17 protein-coding genes and 1 tRNA gene are annotated in these 20,729 nt (G+C 52.1%); 13 read left to right on the top strand and 5 right to left on the bottom strand.

From position 1 onward, the window contains the following. Positions 1-59 precede the first annotated feature (59 nt). The 3 genes from QU597_RS22860 to QU597_RS22850 form a co-directional block, all read right to left on the bottom strand. Positions 60-752, bottom strand: coding sequence for a TetR/AcrR family transcriptional regulator (locus tag QU597_RS22860; RefSeq protein ID WP_310829952.1), 693 nt, complete (start codon positions 750-752; stop codon positions 60-62). Positions 753-818: 66 nt separating this feature from the next. Beyond that, the gene (locus QU597_RS22855) at positions 819-1,850 is read right to left on the bottom strand and encodes an ABC transporter permease (RefSeq protein WP_310829951.1); all 1,032 of its coding nucleotides are present in this window, start codon (positions 1,848-1,850) and stop codon (positions 819-821) included. Then, positions 1,847-2,578 (bottom strand): ABC transporter ATP-binding protein, encoded by a 732-nt coding sequence (locus QU597_RS22850; protein ID WP_310829950.1) that lies wholly within the window; start codon positions 2,576-2,578, stop codon positions 1,847-1,849. Before QU597_RS22850 ends, QU597_RS22855 begins: the two co-directional genes overlap by 4 nt. Before the next feature lie 134 nt (positions 2,579-2,712). Here QU597_RS22850 and QU597_RS22845 point away from each other — a divergent pair, with 134 nt between their 5' ends. The 11 genes from QU597_RS22845 (at position 2,713) to QU597_RS22795 (ending at position 15,840) form a co-directional block, all read left to right on the top strand. After that, positions 2,713-3,318 carry a hypothetical protein gene (locus QU597_RS22845; RefSeq protein WP_310829949.1) on the top strand — a complete coding sequence of 202 codons (606 nt, stop codon included), beginning with the start codon at positions 2,713-2,715 and terminating at the stop codon, positions 3,316-3,318. Between the two features lie 236 nt (positions 3,319-3,554). Then, complete coding sequence (locus QU597_RS22840) at positions 3,555-3,998, top strand: hypothetical protein (RefSeq protein WP_310829948.1); 444 nt, start codon at positions 3,555-3,557, stop codon at positions 3,996-3,998. A 189-nt stretch (positions 3,999-4,187) separates the two neighbouring features. After that, positions 4,188-5,609 carry a stalk domain-containing protein gene (locus tag QU597_RS22835; RefSeq protein ID WP_310829947.1) on the top strand — a complete coding sequence of 474 codons (1,422 nt, stop codon included), beginning with the start codon at positions 4,188-4,190 and terminating at the stop codon, positions 5,607-5,609. A 59-nt stretch (positions 5,610-5,668) separates the two neighbouring features. Continuing rightward, on the top strand, positions 5,669-6,532 hold the full coding sequence (locus tag QU597_RS22830; protein WP_310829946.1) for a phosphate ABC transporter substrate-binding protein: 864 nt from the start codon (positions 5,669-5,671) through the stop codon (positions 6,530-6,532). An 81-nt stretch (positions 6,533-6,613) separates the two neighbouring features. Next, on the top strand, positions 6,614-7,564 hold the full coding sequence (pstC, locus tag QU597_RS22825) for a phosphate ABC transporter permease subunit PstC (RefSeq protein WP_236335269.1): 951 nt from the start codon (positions 6,614-6,616) through the stop codon (positions 7,562-7,564). Further along, the gene (pstA, locus tag QU597_RS22820; RefSeq protein WP_310829945.1) at positions 7,564-8,445 is read left to right on the top strand and encodes a phosphate ABC transporter permease PstA; all 882 of its coding nucleotides are present in this window, start codon (positions 7,564-7,566) and stop codon (positions 8,443-8,445) included. Before pstC ends, pstA begins: the two co-directional genes overlap by 1 nt. Before the next feature lie 146 nt (positions 8,446-8,591). Further along, the gene (locus QU597_RS22815) at positions 8,592-10,391 is read left to right on the top strand and encodes a sensor histidine kinase (RefSeq protein WP_310829944.1); all 1,800 of its coding nucleotides are present in this window, start codon (positions 8,592-8,594) and stop codon (positions 10,389-10,391) included. Further along, complete coding sequence (locus tag QU597_RS22810; RefSeq protein ID WP_310829943.1) at positions 10,391-12,019, top strand: response regulator; 1,629 nt, start codon at positions 10,391-10,393, stop codon at positions 12,017-12,019. Before QU597_RS22815 ends, QU597_RS22810 begins: the two co-directional genes overlap by 1 nt. Before the next feature lie 225 nt (positions 12,020-12,244). Then, complete coding sequence (locus QU597_RS22805; RefSeq protein WP_236335264.1) at positions 12,245-13,174, top strand: ABC transporter permease; 930 nt, start codon at positions 12,245-12,247, stop codon at positions 13,172-13,174. 18 nt (positions 13,175-13,192) lie between these two features. Next, a complete protein-coding gene (locus QU597_RS22800; RefSeq protein WP_310829942.1) occupies positions 13,193-14,071 on the top strand; it encodes a carbohydrate ABC transporter permease in 879 nt (292 codons plus the stop codon). 65 nt (positions 14,072-14,136) lie between these two features. Further along, on the top strand, positions 14,137-15,840 hold the full coding sequence (locus QU597_RS22795) for an extracellular solute-binding protein (RefSeq protein WP_310829941.1): 1,704 nt from the start codon (positions 14,137-14,139) through the stop codon (positions 15,838-15,840). 116 nt (positions 15,841-15,956) lie between these two features. On the opposite strand, the gene QU597_RS22790 is transcribed toward QU597_RS22795, so the two are convergent. Then, positions 15,957-16,922, bottom strand: a complete 966-nt coding sequence (locus tag QU597_RS22790; protein ID WP_310829940.1) for a DMT family transporter — start codon at positions 16,920-16,922, stop codon at positions 15,957-15,959. A gap of 178 nt (positions 16,923-17,100) precedes the next feature. On the opposite strand from QU597_RS22790, the gene QU597_RS22785 reads away from it, so the two are divergent. Beyond that, positions 17,101-18,444: an aminotransferase-like domain-containing protein gene (locus tag QU597_RS22785; RefSeq protein WP_310829939.1), complete on the top strand. Its 1,344-nt coding sequence runs from the start codon at positions 17,101-17,103 to the stop codon at positions 18,442-18,444. Between the two features lie 126 nt (positions 18,445-18,570). After that, positions 18,571-20,436 (top strand): flagellar assembly protein A, encoded by a 1,866-nt coding sequence (locus tag QU597_RS22780; RefSeq protein ID WP_310829938.1) that lies wholly within the window; start codon positions 18,571-18,573, stop codon positions 20,434-20,436. A 69-nt stretch (positions 20,437-20,505) separates the two neighbouring features. On the opposite strand, the gene QU597_RS22775 is transcribed toward QU597_RS22780, so the two are convergent. Next, a tRNA-Arg gene (locus tag QU597_RS22775) sits at positions 20,506-20,579 on the bottom strand. Positions 20,580-20,729: the final 150 nt, after the last annotated feature.

The raw sequence follows: 20,729 nt of genomic DNA, 5'->3' as shown, positions 1-20,729 counted from the left end.
CCACCGCTGATGCTATAAGTCCTGCCGCGGAAGGTGCAATCCCCGGCGTTCGAACGCCTTTACTGTTCTGCTTGCTGTCCTGGTCCGCCAATGCCGTGGAGCATAAAGCTCAGGATCAGGTTGATCTCTTCTTCATCATTCCAGTCCTTCTCAGGCATCAGCAGCAGGCGGGTCACCAGATAACCGATCACCGAAGAGACCGTGAAGCGGATAATAGCTGGCGTAGGTGCCTCGATAATTTCGCCTTTGGCCTTGAAATGCTCGGTAATAGCGGTTACGCGCTCCAGCACCTGGCTGAGGATGTTCTCGGAAAAATGCTTGCGCAGTACAGGCTGGAAGGGAATCTCTTGAATTAGAATCCGTATAATTTTAAAGTTGTTGCGGGCAAATTCCAGGCGGTTAAGGATAAAGGCCCGCAGAAACGCCTCATAGCTCTCAAAAGACATATCCAGCACACCGTTAAAATTGCGCATCACGAAGGGAGCAATCATACGGCTCATGGTCGGTCCTACAATAGACAGCAGCAGATCCTTTTTCGTCTTGTAATAGCGGAAAATCGTCCCTTCAGCTACTCCGGCCTTTTGGGCAATTTCACTGGTGGACGCTGCCGAGAAGCCTTTATCGGAGAAGATTTCGACCGCCGCCTCCAGAATAGAAATCTGCTTCGGCGTCATTTGCTTGTCTCCATCAATCGCCAGCAGCTCCTCCATCCATTGCTCTATTTCGTGCTGCTCAGCACTGTCCTTCTTCATGTTGATGTCCTCCAAATTTATGCTATCCCTTAATAGTATCACGGGCGCCGGGCAAATTACACCATGCTACATCTTCCGGTGCTTGCGCAGGGCAAGAACATTCAGTGCCATGAACAGGAGCGAGAACCCGATCAGCACATATACCTCCAGTGCAATAGCGCTCCAGCCTTTGCCGCGGATCATGATATCCATCAGCGCCTGTGCACCGTAATAGATCGGTGTGGCCAGCCCGACCCGCTGCAGCCACAGGGGAAGGGTATCAAGCGGGAACAGTCCGCTTAAGAAAATCTGCGGCACAATGACCAGCGGGATGAACTGGATCATCTGCAGCTCATTGGCGGCAAATGCGGAGAGCAGTGTACCCAGAGTGAGCGCTGTTACCGCCAGCAGCAGCGTCATCAGCAGCACATAGCCGAAGCTGCCAGCCATCATAATGCCGAGCACCTGGATGGAGAACCAGGAGATCAGCAGCGCCTGAATGACGGTAAAGATGCCGAAGCCGCAGACATAACCGAGTACAATCTCCCAGCGCTTCAGCGGCGTGGAGAGCAGGCGCTCCAGTGTTCCGGTCGTCCGTTCGCGCAGGAAGGAGACGCCGGCGATCAGGAAGACGAAGAAGAAGATGAAGACGCCGATCATAATCGGACCGAAACGGTCGATTGTGGTCATATCCTCAGCGCCGTACAGATAGCTGACAGCCGGCTGAATCTGTCCGGAGCCTGAAGGCTGCAGCCGCTGCATAGCTTCCTGCAATACCTGCATGACAGCCCGGTTGGCCGTAGGGTTGCTGCCTTCCAGCATAACACCGGGAGCGGTTCCATCCATTGTGATTAGCGCATCAATCTCGCCGTCCTTCAGTGCAGCGTTCCCCAGCTCAGCTGTAGCGAATGCGGTAACAGCCGCCTCTTGCGCTTCCAGGTCAGGGGTGAAGACAGCCGCTCCTGCGGTAACGCCGATATTTGGTTTATAAGCGTCGCCGTTGAACACCAGGCTCATTAAGCTGAGCACGATCAGAGGCGCGATGAACATCAGCGCCATTGTCCGTTTATCATGAATAAACTGCCGTAGAATTCGAATTGTAATTGCCCGGATTCTCATTTGCGGGCACCTCCATAGTATAGAAAAGCTTCCTCAATCGTTGCGGAGCCGCTCGCCTGCATCAGCCCGGCCGGAGTATCTACAGCGAGCAGCTCACCGTCACGGATCATCCCCAGCCGGTCGCATTTCTCGGCCTCGTCCATCACGTGAGTTGTCAGCACAATGGTAGTGCCCTGACGGTTTAGCTCCCGCAGCTCCCGCCAGATAGACTGGCGCAGCACCGGGTCAATGCCAACGGTAGGCTCGTCAAGAATGAGCAGCGGGGGCTCATGCAGGAGAGCGATGGCCAGCGACAAGCGCCGCTTCATGCCTCCGGAATATTGATCCACGCGTTTACGAAGATGCTCCTGCAGGTTCACCAGTTCCATGACATCGGCAATCCGCCGTGTACGGTTTCCGCCTTTAAGACCATAGAGGGCGGCGAAAAACTCCAGATTTTCCTTCGCGCTTAGCTCCGTGTATAAGGCATCGGACTGGGCCATATATCCGATTTGCTGCAGCATCGGCAGTGAGGGGATCTTTACCCCCATGACCTGCACTTCGCCTGAGCTAACCTCATCAATGCCGGTAAGAAGCTTCACCAGTGTTGTTTTGCCGGAGCCGGATGGGCCCAGAAGGCCAAAGGTTTCTGCCTTATTTACCTGAAGATTAATATTCCGAAGTACCTCCTTGCTGCCAAAAGCTCTGCTGACATGGGTTACTGTAATAACCGGAGTGTCTTGATTCATGTCGATCTCCTCGATTCTCATCATTATGAGTGAGTACTCACTCATAATATAGGATATTCTTTTGGAAAAGTAAACCGTTTTTTTTACGGTTTCAATAAAGAAAGAGCTTGTATTTTCTATTTATGAAAAGGTTTGTGACTATAGAAAATATGTGGATCTCTGTCTATCTTCAAAAAGTATCTAAATTAGAGGATCAGTATGTAGCCTCGGAGAGAATCAAAGGGAAAAATCCCGTTGATTCCGCCACTCCGGCGCGACATCGCAGAATCAAAGAGAAAAATCCCGTTGATTTCGCCACTCCGGCGCAATATCGCAGAAACAAAGGGAAAAATCCCGTTGATCTCGCCAATCCGGCGCAACATCACAGAAACAAAGGGAAAAATCCCATTGATTCCGCCAATCCGGCGCAACATCGCAGAAACAAAGGGAAAAATCCCTTTGATTTCGCCACTCCGGCGCAATATCGCAGAAACAAAGGGAAAAATCCCGTTGATTCCGCCAATCCGGCGCGACATCACAGAAACAAAGGGAAAAATCCCGTTGATTCCGTCAATCCGGCGCAACATCGCAGAAACAAAGGGAAAAATCCCGTTGATTCTGCCACTCCGGCGCAATATCGCAGAAACAAAGGGAAAAATCCCGTTGATTCTGCCACTCCGGCGCGGTATCACAGAAACAAAGGGAAAAATCCCGTTGATTCCGCCAATCCGCCGCCCCCCACTCCTAATGTGGAAACATAAAATTTTCACTAATTCCGTTTGCACCCTAATCAAAATGGTTAAATAAGGGTATATGCTGCAATCACCGTAAGCTCTGCTTATATCAAACTCAGCTTGTATCTCTCTTTAAATCAAACTCAGCTATATCTTTGTTTAAATCAAACTCACCTTGTATCTCTCTTTAATTCAAACTCTGTTTATATCTCTGTTTATATCTCCGTTTATATCTCTGTTTATATCATAAAGGAGGTTTCTGTATGTGGTCTGCCAAGAAACCTGTTTTTTCCACGCTGGTTCTGCTAGCCACCGCTGTTTCACTAGTTGCCTGCAGCCGCACGGAAACAGGGGATGAGAATTTCCATACGTTGGCTCAAGAGCAGATTCGTGATCCACAATATTTCCCCGGTGATTTGCCGATCCCTGAGGGGGCGGGCATCACTTTTACGGAAGGGGAGCTTGTCGGCGGCAAGAAATCATCCATGCTGATCTATGAGACAGAGGAAAGTATGGCGAAGCTGGGCACTACATATATAAAGTATATTCAAGACAAGGAATTAGATAGTAATACGGAAATTGTGGATCAGAACAACCTGATTATTAGCGGAAAAGCCCCGGGCAGCTACTCGTATTCCATTATAGGCAGCAGCTCAGCAGCGAAACCCGGCGGTGCCGAGATTATAGTCACGTGGATTGAAAATTAACATTTACAGTTCTTTTTTAACGTTTTACTCCGGTTTTTACACTGAGTTTACTCATGGGCCGACCTCGAAGCATTTCGGGGCCGGTCTTTTTATTTACTTAATATTTCCATAACATTCCTCTTGAACAGAATTCACACTGGTAGATGAAAATAACATTAGCAGTTACCTATAGGAAAAGGGTGAATCTAATTGAGAAATAGTAAATGGTTCGGCGCGGCTTTGGCTTCAGCACTTCTCGTAACAGGGGGAGCAGGCAGCATTGTGGCAACTAGCAGCAATGTGAGCGCCGCCGCAGCCGTCAATACATCAGCAGTCAAAACAGCTAAGGCGACATGGAAAGTCAACAGCCTGCCGGTTGCGTTCAGCACAATAGACAGCAGAGGCTACAAGCTGTATTCCCTTAGTGAAGTGGCCGGGGAGCTAGGAGCCAAAGTGATCCTCAGCAGCAACGGTTTTGAATTGAATGACAGTAAAGGATTACATACCGTACAGCTTCAGGCGGGTGCCAAAAGCTATCTGGTGGACGGAGTATCGCAGCAGTTCACGGTAGCCCCTGTACTCTATAACGGAAAAGTATACGTAGAGCTGACCAAGCTGGTTACTGCCCTTGGCGGTGAGCTTACGGCTGAAGACCAGTCGATTCTGAGCTTTGCCCGTCCGGAAGGCCAGTTCGATACGCTGCACTGGAACGCCGATGGAAGCATCATTGCGAACCGGAGCGATTCGGAAACCGCCCAGCTGCTCAAATTCAGCGCCTTCCCTGGCGTATATGATGTTTTCTCTTCTAATGAAAGTGCACTGGATTTCGCTGTATCCCCAGATCAGAAATGGGGTGCGTTCACCGATGACAAAGGCCAGCTGAATCTGATCAGCCTATCGAGCGGCGCGATCTCCCCTCTGGGTACGGATACGAGCGTGAAGGTGGATCTGGTCTGGTCGCAGGACGGCAAAACGATCTACTTCATCCAGGGCGACAAGCAGGAGAAGATTGGCCAAATCTCTGTAGAGACCGGAGCCGTCAAAACCATTCTTGAAGATAAAGTGGAGAATAAATCGGAGCTTCGGCTGTCTGCTGATGCGAAAAGCGTGGTCTACATTGTCAATGTAACTGGTGTTGCCAAGAATGATGCTGACAGCACGGAAGATTCACTGACCGTAGACTTCAGCAAAGCCGGAGAGCAATTGTACAAGCTGGACCTCTCCACTAAAGACGCGAAGCCGGCAGCTCTGACTACAGCGCTGGATAACAAACTGTATCCGGAAATTTTGGCAAATGGTACTGTAGCCTACCTGAGCGCAGATCCGGACGGAAATGCGGCGAACACCCTGAAATCCATTGCAGCGGACGGTGCCATTACCAACATCGCGCTTGATGTGGAGCCTTCCTGGTCTACCGGCGTAGCCACTGGTCTTATTGTGTCCGGTACGGCAGCTGACGGAAGCACCACCATTTATTCGATCGACGCAAACGGCAGCAAAACGTCGCTCTTCCACACTACCGAAGATGTCTCGGAAGTAGCGGTTTCCCATGACGGCAGCAAGCTGGCTATCGTAAGTGACGGCAAAGTGCTCCTGATCCAGAACGGCCAGGCACTTCAGCTCACCAAATAAGCAAGTCCACCCACACCCACACAATATAACGGCGCAAACGCCGGGAGGAGAATTATTTCATGAAGGTTTTCAAAAAATTAACGGTAACAGCACTGACAGCGGTCATCGCGGTAACAGCATCTTTTGCAGGGATTGCTGCAGCGGCTGACAGCCTCAAGGGTAAAATCACAGTCAACGGCTCCACAGCACTGCTTCCGCTCACGCTGCAGGCAGCCAAAGAATTCCAGAAGCTGCATCCAAAAGTGAAAATCGCCGCTTCCGGCAAAGGTTCGGTTACCGGACCACAGGCCGTGAAGAAAGGCATCGCCGATATCGGCGCCTGCGACTGGGATGCCAGCATTGACGTACCGGGCTTCAAAGCATTTGAAGGACAGGTAGCGAACAAAGTAGCGGTCATTCCTTTTGCCACTATCGTGAACAAAAATGTCGGTGTAGACAATCTGACTACCGAACAGCTGGCAGGCATTTTCTCCGGCAAAATCACCAACTGGAAGGATGTCGGCGGATCGGATGCCAACATCGTAGTGATTACCCGTTCATTCGGTTCCGGTACACGCGTTAACTACCAGGCTAAGGCACTGGGCGGCGGAGATATCGTGAAAAAAGAGAAAAATTATAAGGAAACCGGCTCCAGCGGTGACATGAAAACGGCGGTTGCAACTACACCTAACTCCATTGGCTACATCGACCTCGTCTATGTAACCGGCAGCGACATCAAGGCTGTTAAATTTAACGGTGTGGCCGCTACTACGGATAACGTAATCAACGGCTCGTACAAGATTTGGGCATACGGCTACTACATGACCAAAGGCCAGCCGACCGGCGCAACCAAAGAATTCATCGAATATGTACAGAGCAAGAAATTCCAGAACGGATCGCTTAAAAAGCTTAAGTTCATTCCGATTGCAGCAATGAAAGGCTAAACCAAGCAGCTTCATTATATTGAACGGTAACAGCGGCCAGCTCCGGAATGTACGGGGGTGGCCGCTTACAGGAGGGAAAGTATGGGGGCACCAGTCCAAAGCCTGGCATCAAAAACACCTAAGCGTGCAGCTCAAATGCAAAGCAGCGTAAATGAAAAGCGCCACCGCAGACATCTGCTCGGCAATAAATTATCCCGCTTTTATTTCTTATTCAGCATCCTTGCACTTTGTTTTGTGCTTGGACTAGTAGTTGTATTCATCGGAAAAACGGCGCTGCTCCTGTTCGCACACGTCTCTCCGGCAGAATTCTTCCTGTCCTTCAACTGGACACCGGAGGAGGATGCTTTTGGAGCTGCAGCCTTTATCGTAAATACATTGTCCCTGACCGCACTAACCCTGCTGATCGCGGTGCCGGTCTCGGTCGGGATGGCCGTGCTCTGCGCGGAGATCGCTCCGAAGTGGCTGAAGAGCTTTATCCGTCCGGTGCTTGATCTGCTCGTCGGCATACCTTCCATAGTATACGGCTATCTGGGCCTCACGGTATTGCTTCCATTTCTGCGCAGGGTCAGCGGGGAAGGACTTGGCGACGGGCTGCTGGCGGCTGCGCTAGTGCTTGCGCTAATGGTGCTGCCAACAATCTGCCGGATCAGCGATGACGCCATTATTGCCGTTCCGCGCAAATACCGTGACGCTGCCTACGCCCTGGGGTCTACCCGTCTGCAAGTGATTATGCGTGTAGTGCTGCCTGCGGCTAAACGGGGAATTATCTCGGCTATTATCCTCGGCATGACCCGTGCAGTCGGTGAGACGATGGCGGTTGTCATGGTTATCGGCAATACGCCGCAGCTGGCCAAAACCTTGTTCACACCGTCCTCGGTGCTGACCAGCAATATTGTCATGCAGATCTCCAATGTGGAGTTTGATTCCTCCTGGAATTACGCGCTGCATATGATGGCCTTCCTGCTGCTGCTGATTTCGTTTGTGCTGATTTTTGTAATCCGCGTGCTCGGCCGGAAACGGGGGGATGCATAATGACCGGTTTTACCCGTACACGTTATACTGCACGTGCGCAGCGGCGCAACAAAATTGCAACCATCGGCTTCTATACACTGGGAGCGCTGGTCATGCTGCTGATTTTCTGGCTGCTCTTTACCATTCTAAGCAAAGGTTTACCTGCGCTTAGACCCGATTTCCTGATTAAGCAGCCGGAGGAGATTGATCCCGGAGGCGGAATTGGCCCGGTACTGTTCAATTCCTTCTACATTCTGTTTATCTCCCTGCTGATTTCAATTCCGATCGGTGTAGGGGCCGGAATTTATATGGCAGAATACGCGCCGGACAACCGTTTTACCGGTGCACTGCGCATTTGTGTGGAGTCGCTGTCCTCCGTGCCTTCGATTGTATTCGGGATGCTGGGCCTGGCAATCTTCGCCGAATATTTCAATATCGGCCTGACCATTCTCGGTGGCGGCGTCTCCCTGGCGCTGCTTAACCTGCCGATGCTGGCCCGCGTAACGGAAGAAGCCGTGCGCGCGGTTCCCGGCGACATCCGCGAAGCCGGCTACGCACTGGGGATGACCAAATTCCACGTCATCCGCAAGGTGGTGCTGCCGGTGGCTATGCCTGCCATTGTCACAGGCATCTGTCTGGTGGCCGGACGCGCGTTCGGGGAGTCTGCGGTCATTATCCTGACCGCAGGCCTCAGTACCTCCGGCGAAATGTGGGACTTCAATCTGTTCTCGCCGGGTGAGACTCTGGCGGTGCATCTGTGGTATGTACAATCCGAGGCGATCGTCGAGGATGCGCGGCAAATTGCCGACAAGTCGGCGGCAGTGCTTGTCTTTGTAGTCCTGCTGATCAATTTCATTTTCAGGTTCCCGTTGTGGCTGGGAAACCGCCGCAAGGGGCGGTAATGCCGCACCGGACCAGCTAGCTGTACGAATTTATAGGCCGCCGGGCTCATCCGGCGGCCTGTTTTGTGTTTGGAAAGGAGCTAGCGGAAGCACATAGGGAGTTGTACAATGGGAGGGCGGTGAACGTAACAGGAGGGTGGACCGGCATGGTGCGATTTGTACGTTTTTATCAGCATTGGAGCGTGACCTCGAAATTTGTCATTATTTTTGTTTCCATATTGTTTGTGTCGCTGCTGCTGACCGGCTATACCCTCTACCGGCAGGCGGCGGAATCGGCGATTGAGCAGGCTCAGACCATCATGGAGCAGAACCTGCTGCAGACCAAGAGCAGCATTGAGGAGAAGGTCAAGATGACGGAGAATATTTCGCAGATCATCGCCTTTGACTCACGGATCCAGACGCTGCTTGACAGCGATTTTATCAATGAGAGCTTTCAATTGCAGGATTACCGCGACAATGTCGCGCCGACCATTGACAATATTATGAGGCAGAATCCTTACATCCACTCCATCCATGTTTATATGACCAATCCGCAAATTCCCGAGCTGTACGGAGGGTATGACGGGTTTTTCAGTATCCGCCGGATCGCAGAAGATGACAATTACCGCTCCCTGCTGAACGATAACAGCACCAAATCCGAATGGCGGAGTATGCACAAGGAGAAGCTGCTGCTTGAGCGCCCGGATGTATCGCCGGTGGCGGATGTACTTTCATTTAACCGGAAAATCTATTCGTTCCATGATTTCGGCATCGCCGGGATGGTGGAAATTGAAATTACGGAGAGCGAGCTGTTTAAGTCGATGCGGGATGCCGTCTCAGGCACTATTGGTAACGTATACATCGTGGACGGTGGCGGGCGGATCGTCTCGGATAATATCGCCGAAGCGTACGGCGCCAACGCTGAACAGATGGGTCTGGGCGCATGGACCTCAGGCGGATCCATCAACCGGCTTGCTGACGTGAGCGGGGCCCGGTCGATTGTCATCTCCATTCCGCTTGCCGGGCCCGAGCTGCGGATTATCGGTGTGTTTCCGGTCAGCCATGTCGTGGATAAGGTACAGGATTCGCTGTATACCACCTTAATTGTGCTGGCTGCAGCGCTGCTGCTGCTGAGCCTTCTCGTTTATTTTGTTACGGTCAAGCTGCTGTCCCGGATGAAGCTGTTGCTGAAAGCCATGAAGCAGGTGCGTGAAGATTCGCTTAGCGTTTCGGTTCCCGTCACGGGCAATGATGAATTTTCACAGATGACCCACAGCTTCAATCATATGACCCGGCGGATTCACGATCTGGTCGAACGGGTGTACAAATCCGAGCTGCTGGAAAGAGAGGCGGAGGTAAAGGCACTCGAAGCGCAGATTAATCCGCACTTTTTGTACAACACGCTGGCGACGATCTCCTGGGCGGCACGCAAGGCGAACGCTCCGGATGTTACCCGGATTTCGGATTCGCTGGCTAAATTTTACCGGCTGGTGCTGAATAAGGGGAGCTCGGAGACGCTGGTCGCGGGTGAGCTGGAGATGGTCAAGGCCTATCTGGTGATTCAGAAATTCCGCTTCGAGGAGCGCTTTGATGCGGTATTCGAAATTGAGGACGCCGTCCTGGAGTTTGTCACGCTGAAAAATATTTTGCAGCCGCTGGTGGAAAATGCGCTCGTCCACGGCATCGAACCGAAACGCTCCCACGGTACCATCATCATTAAAGCGGGCGTGGAAGACGGCTGGGTCGTGCTGCGGATTATCGACGACGGTGTGGGCATGGCGCGGCAGCGGCTGGCTGATGTCAGGGAAGAACGTCCGCTAGAATCGGCCGGCAGCGGGTATGCGCTCGCGAATATTACGAGCCGGCTGCGCTCGCATTACGGGGAAGAATACCGGCTGGAGCTGTTCAGCAGGCCGGGAATCGGTACAGTCATTACCATCTCCTTCAAAGCCAGGAGGCTAATCTAATGTTTACAATGCTGATTGTTGAGGATGAACGCTGGGAGCGCGAAGGGCTGGTAGAATTTCTGGACTGGCCCGCACTTGGAGTAGGGACCGTAGAGACTGCCTTTGACGGTATCGACGGCCTGGAAAAAGCGCTTCTGCTGCAGCCTGATATCATCGTTACGGACATCCAGATGCCGGGAATGAACGGTCTGGATATGGCGAAGCAGATCCGGGACAAGCTGCCGCAGGTGCATATCGTCATTTTGACCGGCTATGACGACTTCGAATACGCCCGTGAGGCGATTCGCTTTCATGCGGCGGAATATCTGCTCAAGCCCGTTGAAGAGCAGGAAATGCTCGCTGTGATGACACGGGTAGTCGCCAGATGTCAGGAGGAACGGCTGCTGCGGCTTGAAGAAGCGCATAAGCTGGACCTGCTGGAAGCCGGACATTTGGCGTTTCTCCGCCATGCACTGGGCGATCTGCTGTCAGGCCGGACAGAGGGGCTTGGGGTGGCAGCAGAACTGGAGCTCTACCTTACCCGGTATGGGGAGCAGACACCCGAAGCCTATGCGCTTGTAGCGGTGCGCACTCCGGCTGATATAGGGAATGAACGGCTGGAACGCCGGGCGGAAGAAGCGCTGGGCTTACCGGTACTGGCAGTGGCACTTCCAGAAGGCGGGAATGCCGGCTTCGCGCTGCTGTACGCGCTGGATGCGGGGGAAGAGAAGCGGCAGCAGGAGCTGGCGCATTTGCTGTGGAGCGGGCTGGCCGGGGAGGAGGGGACAGACCCGCAAGCACTGGGGAACAGCGCGGACGGAGGCTGGATTTTGGTATGCGGGTATTCCGCGCAGCTGCTGGAGCAATTGCCCGAAGCCTGTGTACAGGCCGCCCGCTCGCTAAGACATGCGGTATGGAACGGCCTGTCTGGTATTGTCGCTGCCGAAGAAGAGGAAGCAGCGCGTATGAGATTCGCACTGGATCCGGAAGGGCTGAGCCGCGGATTCAAGGAGCTGGAGAAGCGTATACGCTCCGCTCTGGGAAACGGCCGGTTACAGGAGGCTGGGGCGGTAACCGAGGAAGTGTTTGACCTGATCGCCGCGTATCCCGGAGCCGGACGGCCCTATGTCGGGGGACTGCTGAGCGGGCTGATCGATCATCTGCAGGCGCTGGCCGCTCCGGGTCATCCGGGCCAGCCGGATAAAGCGCCGGGCAGCCTGGAAGAGCTGCTGGCCTGCGAGAGCCGGGAACAGATGAAGAAGCAGATGCTGTCCCGGCTTCAGGACATTGCTTCCAGGCTTCAGGAGAAGCGGGAGCACAAAGACGAGTATGTGGCCCACCGCGTCATCCGGCTGGTGGAAGAGCGTTATGGCAACCCTGAGCTCAGCCTGGCCTATCTAGCGGCAGAGGTATTCGTCTCCCCGAATCATCTCGGCATGCTCTTTAAGAAGAATACGGGCCGGACCCCGATTGAATATATCCAGGATTACCGGCTGTCGCGGGCCGAGGATCTGCTGCGGACGACGAAGCTGCGGGTTTCCGTGATCGCCGAGAAGGTCGGCATCCCCAATACCTCCTATTTCGGGACCCTGTTTAAGCAGGCCTACGGCATGTCGCCGGGAGAATATCAGATCGTTTCACAGCGCTAAGCTTTTTGCATAACTGTTAATGAGGCACTGCCATTTACCCTGTCCGCTTAGCGGATGGGGTTTTTGCGTCAGGAGGCAAAATAAGGCCAGGAAAAAAGATAACGCTTTCAAACATCGTTCGTTTTTGATACCTGCGTGTATTTTTTGTATATCTCGGCGTTGAAACCGTTTTTATAATAAATGTATAGACAAAAGAAACCACACTGTAGGAAAGGAAGTAGGACCATGAGCAGCATACCCGCCAAGCACAGGCTGAGAAACCGGATCTGGCAGCAGCGCTATTTGTTGATTTTGACATTGCCTGTCGTTTTATGGATGATTGTGTTCAATTACATTCCGATGTACGGCCTGATCATCGCCTTTCAGGAATACACGCCGTTCCAGGGCTTTATTCACAGCCCATGGCTCGGGTTCGGCAATTTCCGTGAGCTTTTCGCCGACCCGACTTTCAGAGACTCTCTTTACAACACATTTAAGATTAGCATCGCTAAACTGGTGTTTGGCTTTCCGGCCCCGATTATTCTAGCCTTGCTGTTAAATGAACTCGTCTTCAAGCGCTTCAAGCGTATTGTCCAGTCACTCACCTATCTCCCTTACTTTGTCTCATGGGTGCTCGTTGTAGGCTTTATGTATACGCTGCTTGATCCGGATACCGGCGTAATCAGCAAGCTGCTGGTCAATCTCGGTATTATTGGAAGCGATACCATGCTGATGGGGGATTCACATTCCTTCCTGGTGCTCGTGGTATTTACGGAAATCTGGAAAAATATCGGCTGGAACTCCATCATCTATCTGGCAGCCATCGCCGGCATTGATCCGCAGCTTTATGAAGCGGCTGTAGTGGACGGAGCGAACCGTTTCCGGCGGGTCTGGCATATTACTTTGCCTGCGCTCAAGCCGACCATTATTATTTTGCTCATCCTGTCCATCGGCGGGCTGGTCAACTCCAACTTCGACCAAATGTTCATGATGCAGAATTCCCTGACACAGGATGCGGCTAATGTACTGTCTGTCTATTCCTACAAAATGGGGCTGGTCGCCGGACGCTTCTCATACGGAACCGCCATTGGACTATTCCAGTCCATTGTCGCCTTTGTCCTAATGTACATCGCCAACTTCACATCAAACAAAATCACCAAAGAAAGCCTGTTCTAGGATAGGAGGAGAGTAAGCATGCTAACCCATTCACGAAGCTTAGGCAGCAGAGCCTTCGATGTGTTCAACATCATTGTGATGCTCGCCCTGTGCCTGATCACCCTATATCCGTTTTATAACATCCTGATTACGTCATTCAATGATCCTGCGGATGCGGCGCGGGGCGGCATTACCTTCTGGCCGCGGGTATTCTCCATCGACAACTACCGGATTGTGTTTCAGGACGAGAACATGCTGCGTGCCTTCATTGTTACGCTGGCCCGGACCATTCTCGGCACGGCGACCGCCGTGTTGTTCACCGGCGCCTTCGCTTACGGAATTTCGAAGACGGAGCTGGTCGGCCGGCGGGTTTTCCTGATCATGGCAATTGTTACCATGTATTTCAGCGGCGGAATTATTCCCTACTATTTAGTAGTGGCGAAATACCTTCATCTGAAAGGTCATTTCCTTGTCTATATTATCCCTAATCTGTTTAATGTGTTTAACGCAATCATTATGCTTACCTTCTTCAAGGCTTTGCCGAAAGAAATCGAGGAGTCGGCCAAAATTGATGGGGCCAATGATCTGCGGATCTTTTTCCAGCTGGTGCTCCCGGTATCCAAGCCGGTGCTGGCGACGATTGCGCTGTACAACGCCGTGTTCCACTGGAATTCCTGGTACGATGCGATGCTGTTCGGCGGAGACAAGCTGCTGACACTGCAGCAGATTCTAATGCAGATTATCAGCTCCAACAGCAATGTCAGCCAGCTGGCCAGCCAGCTTGGCTACGGAGCCGTCTCGGCAGCCTCGCTGAAACTGGCGACGATGGTAATTACGACGCTTCCGATCGTATTTACGTATCCTTTCGTCCAGAAGTATTTTGTCCAAGGAGTCATGATTGGCTCGGTGAAAGGGTAAGCCGGAAGAATTCCGGACCGGGCGTTCATGTATAGAGCAAGACCAAATATCAAGGGGGTTAGAGTATGAAAGGGAAAGGCTTAAAGATAAGCGCGCTTGCCATTCTGGCTATGAGTATGCTCGCAGGCTGCGGTTCCGGCAACAGCGCGAATAACAACACGAATACACCAGCGGAAACCGCTGCGGCGAACAGCGGCAATGCGCAGGCGTCTGCACCGGCAGAGAGTAACGGCCCATCGTGGCAGAAGGATACATCCCCGTTCACATTCACCCAATATTTCTATGGCAACTGGGCATCCAATTATCTGTGGAAAGACCAATTTGCCATGAAGCTTGCTACCGAAAAAACGGGCGTTACCATTGACCGCAAGCTTGCAACCGGCAGCGATGATGACTACCTGAACACGATGATTGCTTCGGGAGATCTTCCCGATACCATCATGCTGGACTGGAACAATCCGGCCGTGACGAAGCTGATCAAGAATGGCATGGTCTATTCCATGGATGAGCTGATGGAGAAATATGCGCCTGACTTCAAAGCTCAGCTGGACCCGGATATGGTTAAATACCATTCCATCGACGGCAAGCTCTGGTATCTGCCGAACCTGTACGAAACCGCAGACCGACTGACCAGCGGCGTACCGATCACGCCAATCCGGCCTTGGTTTATCCGCTCCGATATTTATGCGGCGATCGGCAGCCCGGCCATTCAAACACCGGATGATCTAGTGAGTGCGCTTAAGCTGGCCAAAGAGAAATTCCCGGATGTCAGTCCGGTGGGCGTGGAATTTTTCGATGTGGCGAAGAATGGCTTCCACGGCAGCAACTCTATGGACTATTTGATCTATTCCTTCTCCCCGCATCTGCTTGAAGAGCAAGTGAAGGACGACCAGCAAATCGTGCAGTACCCGATGCGCAACAAAGGGTTCATCGACGCCTTCCGTTTCCTGAACAAGCTGAGCCTTGAAGGCCTGTTCGATCCGCAGCTGCTGATTTACAAGCAGGAGCAATACGAAGAAAAGCTGTACGGCGCGCAATATGCAGTCGCTTCCCAGTACATGAACAACATGTATACCCAATATAATCCGAAGATCGAAAGCACACTCGGCAAGGAACAAGCGTACACAATTCTGGACGGCCTGAAGGTTAACGGCCAAGACCCTCGTTATCCGGCATCCCGCCTGATGGGCTGGCAAGGTCTGTTCATCACCAAAAATGCCAAAAATCCGGAACGCATCATCCAGTTCGCCGAATACGCCTGGTCGGATGAAGGGCAAATGGATATGAGATACGGTACCGAAGGTGAAACCTATGATATGGTTGACGGTCTTCCAAAGTACAAACAGGATATTCTGGACATGTCGGTAAAAGACAACGCCACCTTCAATTCCAAATATGGCTTCAACGACTCCACACTGCTCTTCAGAGCCGGCAAGCTGTGGGATGACGCTTCTGCCCGTGATTTGAAGGAAAGCCAGCCGGTACAATATGAAGCGATGAAGATGCTGGAGAAATATAACTTCGACAACTATTCACTCGGCATGGAGAATCTTGAGCCCGACGGTGCAACCGCCGAAGGCACTATCAATGCGAAGGTTAAGGATCTGTGGAACAAAACAATTCCGAAGCTGATCCTGTCCAAATCTGATGCAGAGTTCGATTCTGCCTACAATGAATTCGTGAAGCAAATGGATCAGGTCGGCGCGGAAAAAGTAGAAAAAGTGATGTACCAGCGCCATCTGGAGGACCTCAAGAAAAAAGGGTTGTAATCGAATAGCATAACGCCACTTGCGGGCGGCCGGATTTCCGGCCGTCTGCTTTTTAATGTCATACGACGGGAACGGAAAAGGGCAGCCTTATTATGAAGAAGAGCGACACAATTATGTTACCGGAAATTCTTTAGTGCTGTCTCCCGGCGTGAGGCTTGCTGAGAAGCAGGTGTCTGCCCCCGCCCGAACATATTTGCCCCCAGTACCCCGGCAATAATCAGTGCGGATCCGATCCAGTGGTATAGGGTTACCTCTTCTCCCAGGAACAAGGCTCCCGCTGCGATTGAGACCAGAGTCGAGAGATTCGTGAAGACACTCATCCGCGAAGCTTCGATTTTGGACAAAATATAATTGGACGTCAGGGTGGTCAGCAGCGATGAAATTACGCCTAAGTATAGGATTGCCAGCGTGAAGGTAGCGCTCTTTAGCGGGGTGAACAAGTCTCCCAGGGTTCTATCCGCCGTATGGCTGATGAGCGATGTGCCGAAGAATACGATGAAACCGACTGCCATCATCAGGTAGCTGATTTCGGACGGGGTGAACTGCTTAGCAAGCGAACGGGCCAGTACACTGTATCCGGCAAAAGCCACACAGGTCAGGAACAGCATGATTATTCCGGCCATGTTCGACAGGTCAATGCTGCTGCCTTTCATGATGAAGATGAACACTACGCCGAAGACCGACAGGAAGATGGACAGCTTTTGCAGGAATGAGGTGGCTTCTTTGAGGAACAGAGAGGCAATAATCAGCGTCACCACGGGGGTAAAGGAATACAGAATTCCTCCCTCGGCGGAAGTCGCATGCTGCAGTCCGAACACCTGGAGGGTGAAGAAGCCCAGCGGGTACATGGCTGCCAGCAGCAGCACTTTATGCAGCGGCTTGCCCCGGTAGCTCAACTTGACCCAGCCGCAGGCCACTGGAACAGACATAACAATGAACGAGCCGGCAAACCGGAAGGCCAGTGTATCGAGCGGGCCGGAGAACTCCAGAGCCATTTTGGTAAAAAGAAATGAAAATCCGATAATCGCCGCATTCAGTACGGCAAGCATATAGGCGGTCTTAACACCCGGTTGTTGTTTCATGATGGCAGCTTCCTTTCTGTCTGTGCAGTTTGAGATACGGGGACCCAACGCCGCCCCCCCATCTGTTATTTTAAAATTAATGGGATTCGCACTCAGCCACAACGGGAGATTATCACAACTGTACCGGTACAGTTAGGAGGTATACGTTATAATGGTGATATCGGAGGAGGGGAAGGGTATGCGCAAGTATGATAAAGTCCTGATGGAGATGGAGCAACAAATTAGCGGCGGCTCTTATCGTTCCGGCCATAAGCTCCCGTCAGTCCGCAGCGCCGCCGCCCGCTACGGCTGTAGTGTCAGCACGGTAATCCGGGCCTACCGGGAACTGGAACAGAAGCATGTAATCTACTCCATTCCGCAGAGCGGATATTATGTCGTAGAGCAGCCCGGGGAGGAGAGCGTGGAGGCAGAGGACGGAACCATTGATTTCGGATCGGCTTCGCCCGACTTGAATGTGTTCCCTTATCTGGACTTTCAGCACTGCCTGAACCAAGCGATTGACACCTACAAATACCATTTGTTCACTTATGGGGAGACACAGGGGCTGGCAGCCTTGCGGCAGACGCTGGTGCCGCATTTGGCAGATGCACAGGTATTTGCTGCACCCGGGCGGATCTTCATTACCTCAGGGGTGCAGCAGGCGCTGGGGATACTTGCGAAGATGCCTTTTCCTAACGGAAAAGAGACGGTGCTTGTGGAACAGCCGAGTTATGATATTTACCTGAGATTTTTGGAAGCGGAGGGGATTCCGGTCAGCGGTATTCCCCGCTCCGGGGACGGGATAGATCTGCAATTGCTGGAGGAGTATTTCCGCACAGGCGGTATAAAGTTTTTCTACACGATGTCGAGATACCATAATCCGCTGGGAACCTCTTACACGAAAGAGGAGCGCCAGGCAATAGCCCGGCTGGCCGGCAAATATGACGTGTATGTGGTGGAGGATGACTACATGGCTGATCTCGGGGACAGCAGACCTTTCGATCCCATTGCGGCCTTCGACCGGTCCGGGCATGTGATCTATCTAAAAAGCTTCTCCAAAATCATTTTCCCGGGTCTCAGCCTTGGAGCCGCTGTCCTGCCGGAGACGCTGCTGCCAGTCTTCCAGGCTCATAAGAGCTACATGGACACCTCGCTCTTGTCGCAGGCCGCGCTGGATATCTATATCAAAAACGGTATGTATGAGCGCCACAAGCATAAGATCCGCAGCCTGTACGCGGAGCGGATGGCCCGGCTGAATGAAGCCCTGCAGCGTTATAATTCTGCCGGTCTGATCGAGGCACCGGGCGTAGACTCCGGGATATATATCCAAATGAAGCTGCCCCAGACTGTAAATCTGGAGCATCTAGAGAAGCGTCTTCACAAGCGTAAGATCCGCGTGGTTTCCGGAAAGGGATTCTATTTATCAGGCTATTTGGAGCGGGAGAAATTCCTGCGTATCAGCATTTCACGTGCCCGTCCGGAACAGATTGCCACCGGTGTTGCAGCGATTGTGGAGGAGACGGCAGGCGGGGGATGGTGGTAAGCCCCAATTTCCTAATCCTGCCATGATTCGTAATTGCTTAAAATTAATATTAATAATAGAATGAAAGCAGTTACGTACAGAGCGCAGCCTTTCTACCGTTGTACATTAACCAGGAGGTGCAGCGAGATGCCCGATCATATGTCCGAACAGGAACTGAACAAGCTGATTAATATGCTGGAGCTTTCGCAGAATGACGATGAGCCCCTGCAGACCTTTATGGAGCCTGAGTATTTTGAGAATGACCTCGGCGGACGGGTTCTTGTCCGTACGGGCAAAATATTTGTTCAGGACCCCCTGCCCGGCGGAACACCTGCGGTGATTTCGGCCGCTCCTCCAGTGGTAATCCTTGTCAACGGCCAGCCCGTTTCAGGCCCTGCTGAAGTGACCTCACAGGATATGATTGAGTGGGAGATCATAGAGCCGCCGCTGTATACGATTACGGTGTCCGAGGATCGTCTGCAGGCTTTTTTCACCTTATATTCCCCAAAACGCTATCAATGGAAATTGAATGACTATTATTCGGCCAGTATGGTAGAAGTAGAGGCCGCATTGGATACAGAGACTGTGGTTGAACAGCTGGGTCTGAACCGGATCATTACAGATTTCGAGCATCGGGGAATTATACAGAACCTGAATATATCCGGAATTCATGCCGAGCTGCAGAATCCCACCTATCAGCCGATAACTGCTGCAAAGGGAAGGGCTGCTGTCCCGGGAGAGAATGCGCAGCTGGAGCTGTTTTTCTCTGAAACGATAGAGAATGAGTTCAGTGAAATTGAAGGGCAAGTGGATTTCCGCAGCCATCTCCGCATTCCTTCAGTGATCAGGGGAGAGGTCATTGCCCGTAAAATTCCCTTTGTGGAGGGGATTCCCGGCTGTGATGTATACGGGGAGATATTATATCCGCCGCTGCCGAACGATGTGAATATCATTGCCAAAAATAACACCGTGGTGCTGATCAATAATGAGATCCGGGCGCTGCGTGAAGGCCGTCCCCGGGTAACCGGTGACAAAATCAAATATTTTGACATTACTACGACCTATATCGTTCCCGGCAATGTGAACATCAAGACCGGCAATATTCTTTTTTCCGGCGATGTGATTGTCCGCGGCAACGTGGAAGACAATATGATTATTGAGTCGCTGGGGAATGTATATGTGGACGGCAGCATTTACAATTCGACGATAACCGCAACCGGCAGTATTCTCGTCAAAGGAAATGTGGTGAACAGCAAGCTCTATTCCGGCTATTTTGGCGTGCTGTACAACCGGATTTTCAATTGCTCCAAGCTGTTGATTGAAGAAGCACTGCTGCTGAGAACAGCCGTCCGGCTGCTCATCCAGGCGGTACAGGCCCGCAAACAGAGCGTGAAATACGGACAAGCGGTAGTCCTGCTGCTGGAGAGTAAATTTCACAAGATCCCGCAGCTCACTAAGGAACTGCTCTCCGTGCTCGCGACGGTACAGGCTTCGTATCATCAGGATCTTCAGCAAACACTGCATTTTCTGAACTTGCTGTTAAAGCCGGCCCAGCTGGTCGACTTCATGAATGAGGCTGCGCTGAATGGAGTGATCGGCATGCTGGAAGAGCTGCACACGGGCGTGGCCCGATTGCAGGAGACTAAGGTGGAGGTCAATATCGGAAAATGTCAGAACAGCACGCTTAAATCCAATGGCGACATTATGATCCACAGAGACGGCATTGTGCAGAGCGAGCTGTTCTCCTCAGGCAATATCTCGTTTCGCAAGACGTTTTCGATGTGCCGCGGCTCCAAGCTGGAGGCGGGAGGCAGCATTTCAGCCTTTTATGTAGGCGGAGAGAGCGGTGCGCAGTCTTATCTGAAGGCGAAACAAAGCATCTCTGTCCACAAAATGTATCTGGGCAGGGTCACGATCGACCGCTACACGGCAGATATCACGGAGCCGGTAGAGAATATGGTGTTCAACATCGACAATATCCGCACTATTAAGCTGCGGATGGAGTCGAATTAAAGCTTGAGGGGGTTCTCATCCCCCGGAACGCAAAAACAGCCCTCCCGAAGGAAGGCTGTTTCTGTAGGACGTCCCGGAAGGGATTCGAACCCCCGACCGTGCGCTTAGAAGGCGCATGCTCTATCCGGCTGAGCTACCGGGACATGAGATAACAGTGAAAAGCAAGCAAAAATTATGTTATCATAGATGAATAACTTTTTCAACTTGTTTTTTTGAAACCTTAATAGGTTATGCTATAATCTACAATTAATCATGGTTCGGAGAAAAGGAGGTGCCCTCATTAATCAATTCAA

It is taken from the genome of Paenibacillus pedocola (assembly GCF_031599675.1).
Classification (GTDB): domain Bacteria; phylum Bacillota; class Bacilli; order Paenibacillales; family Paenibacillaceae; genus Paenibacillus_AQ; species Paenibacillus_AQ pedocola.
This window is presented reverse-complemented; position numbering and strand designations above follow the sequence as displayed.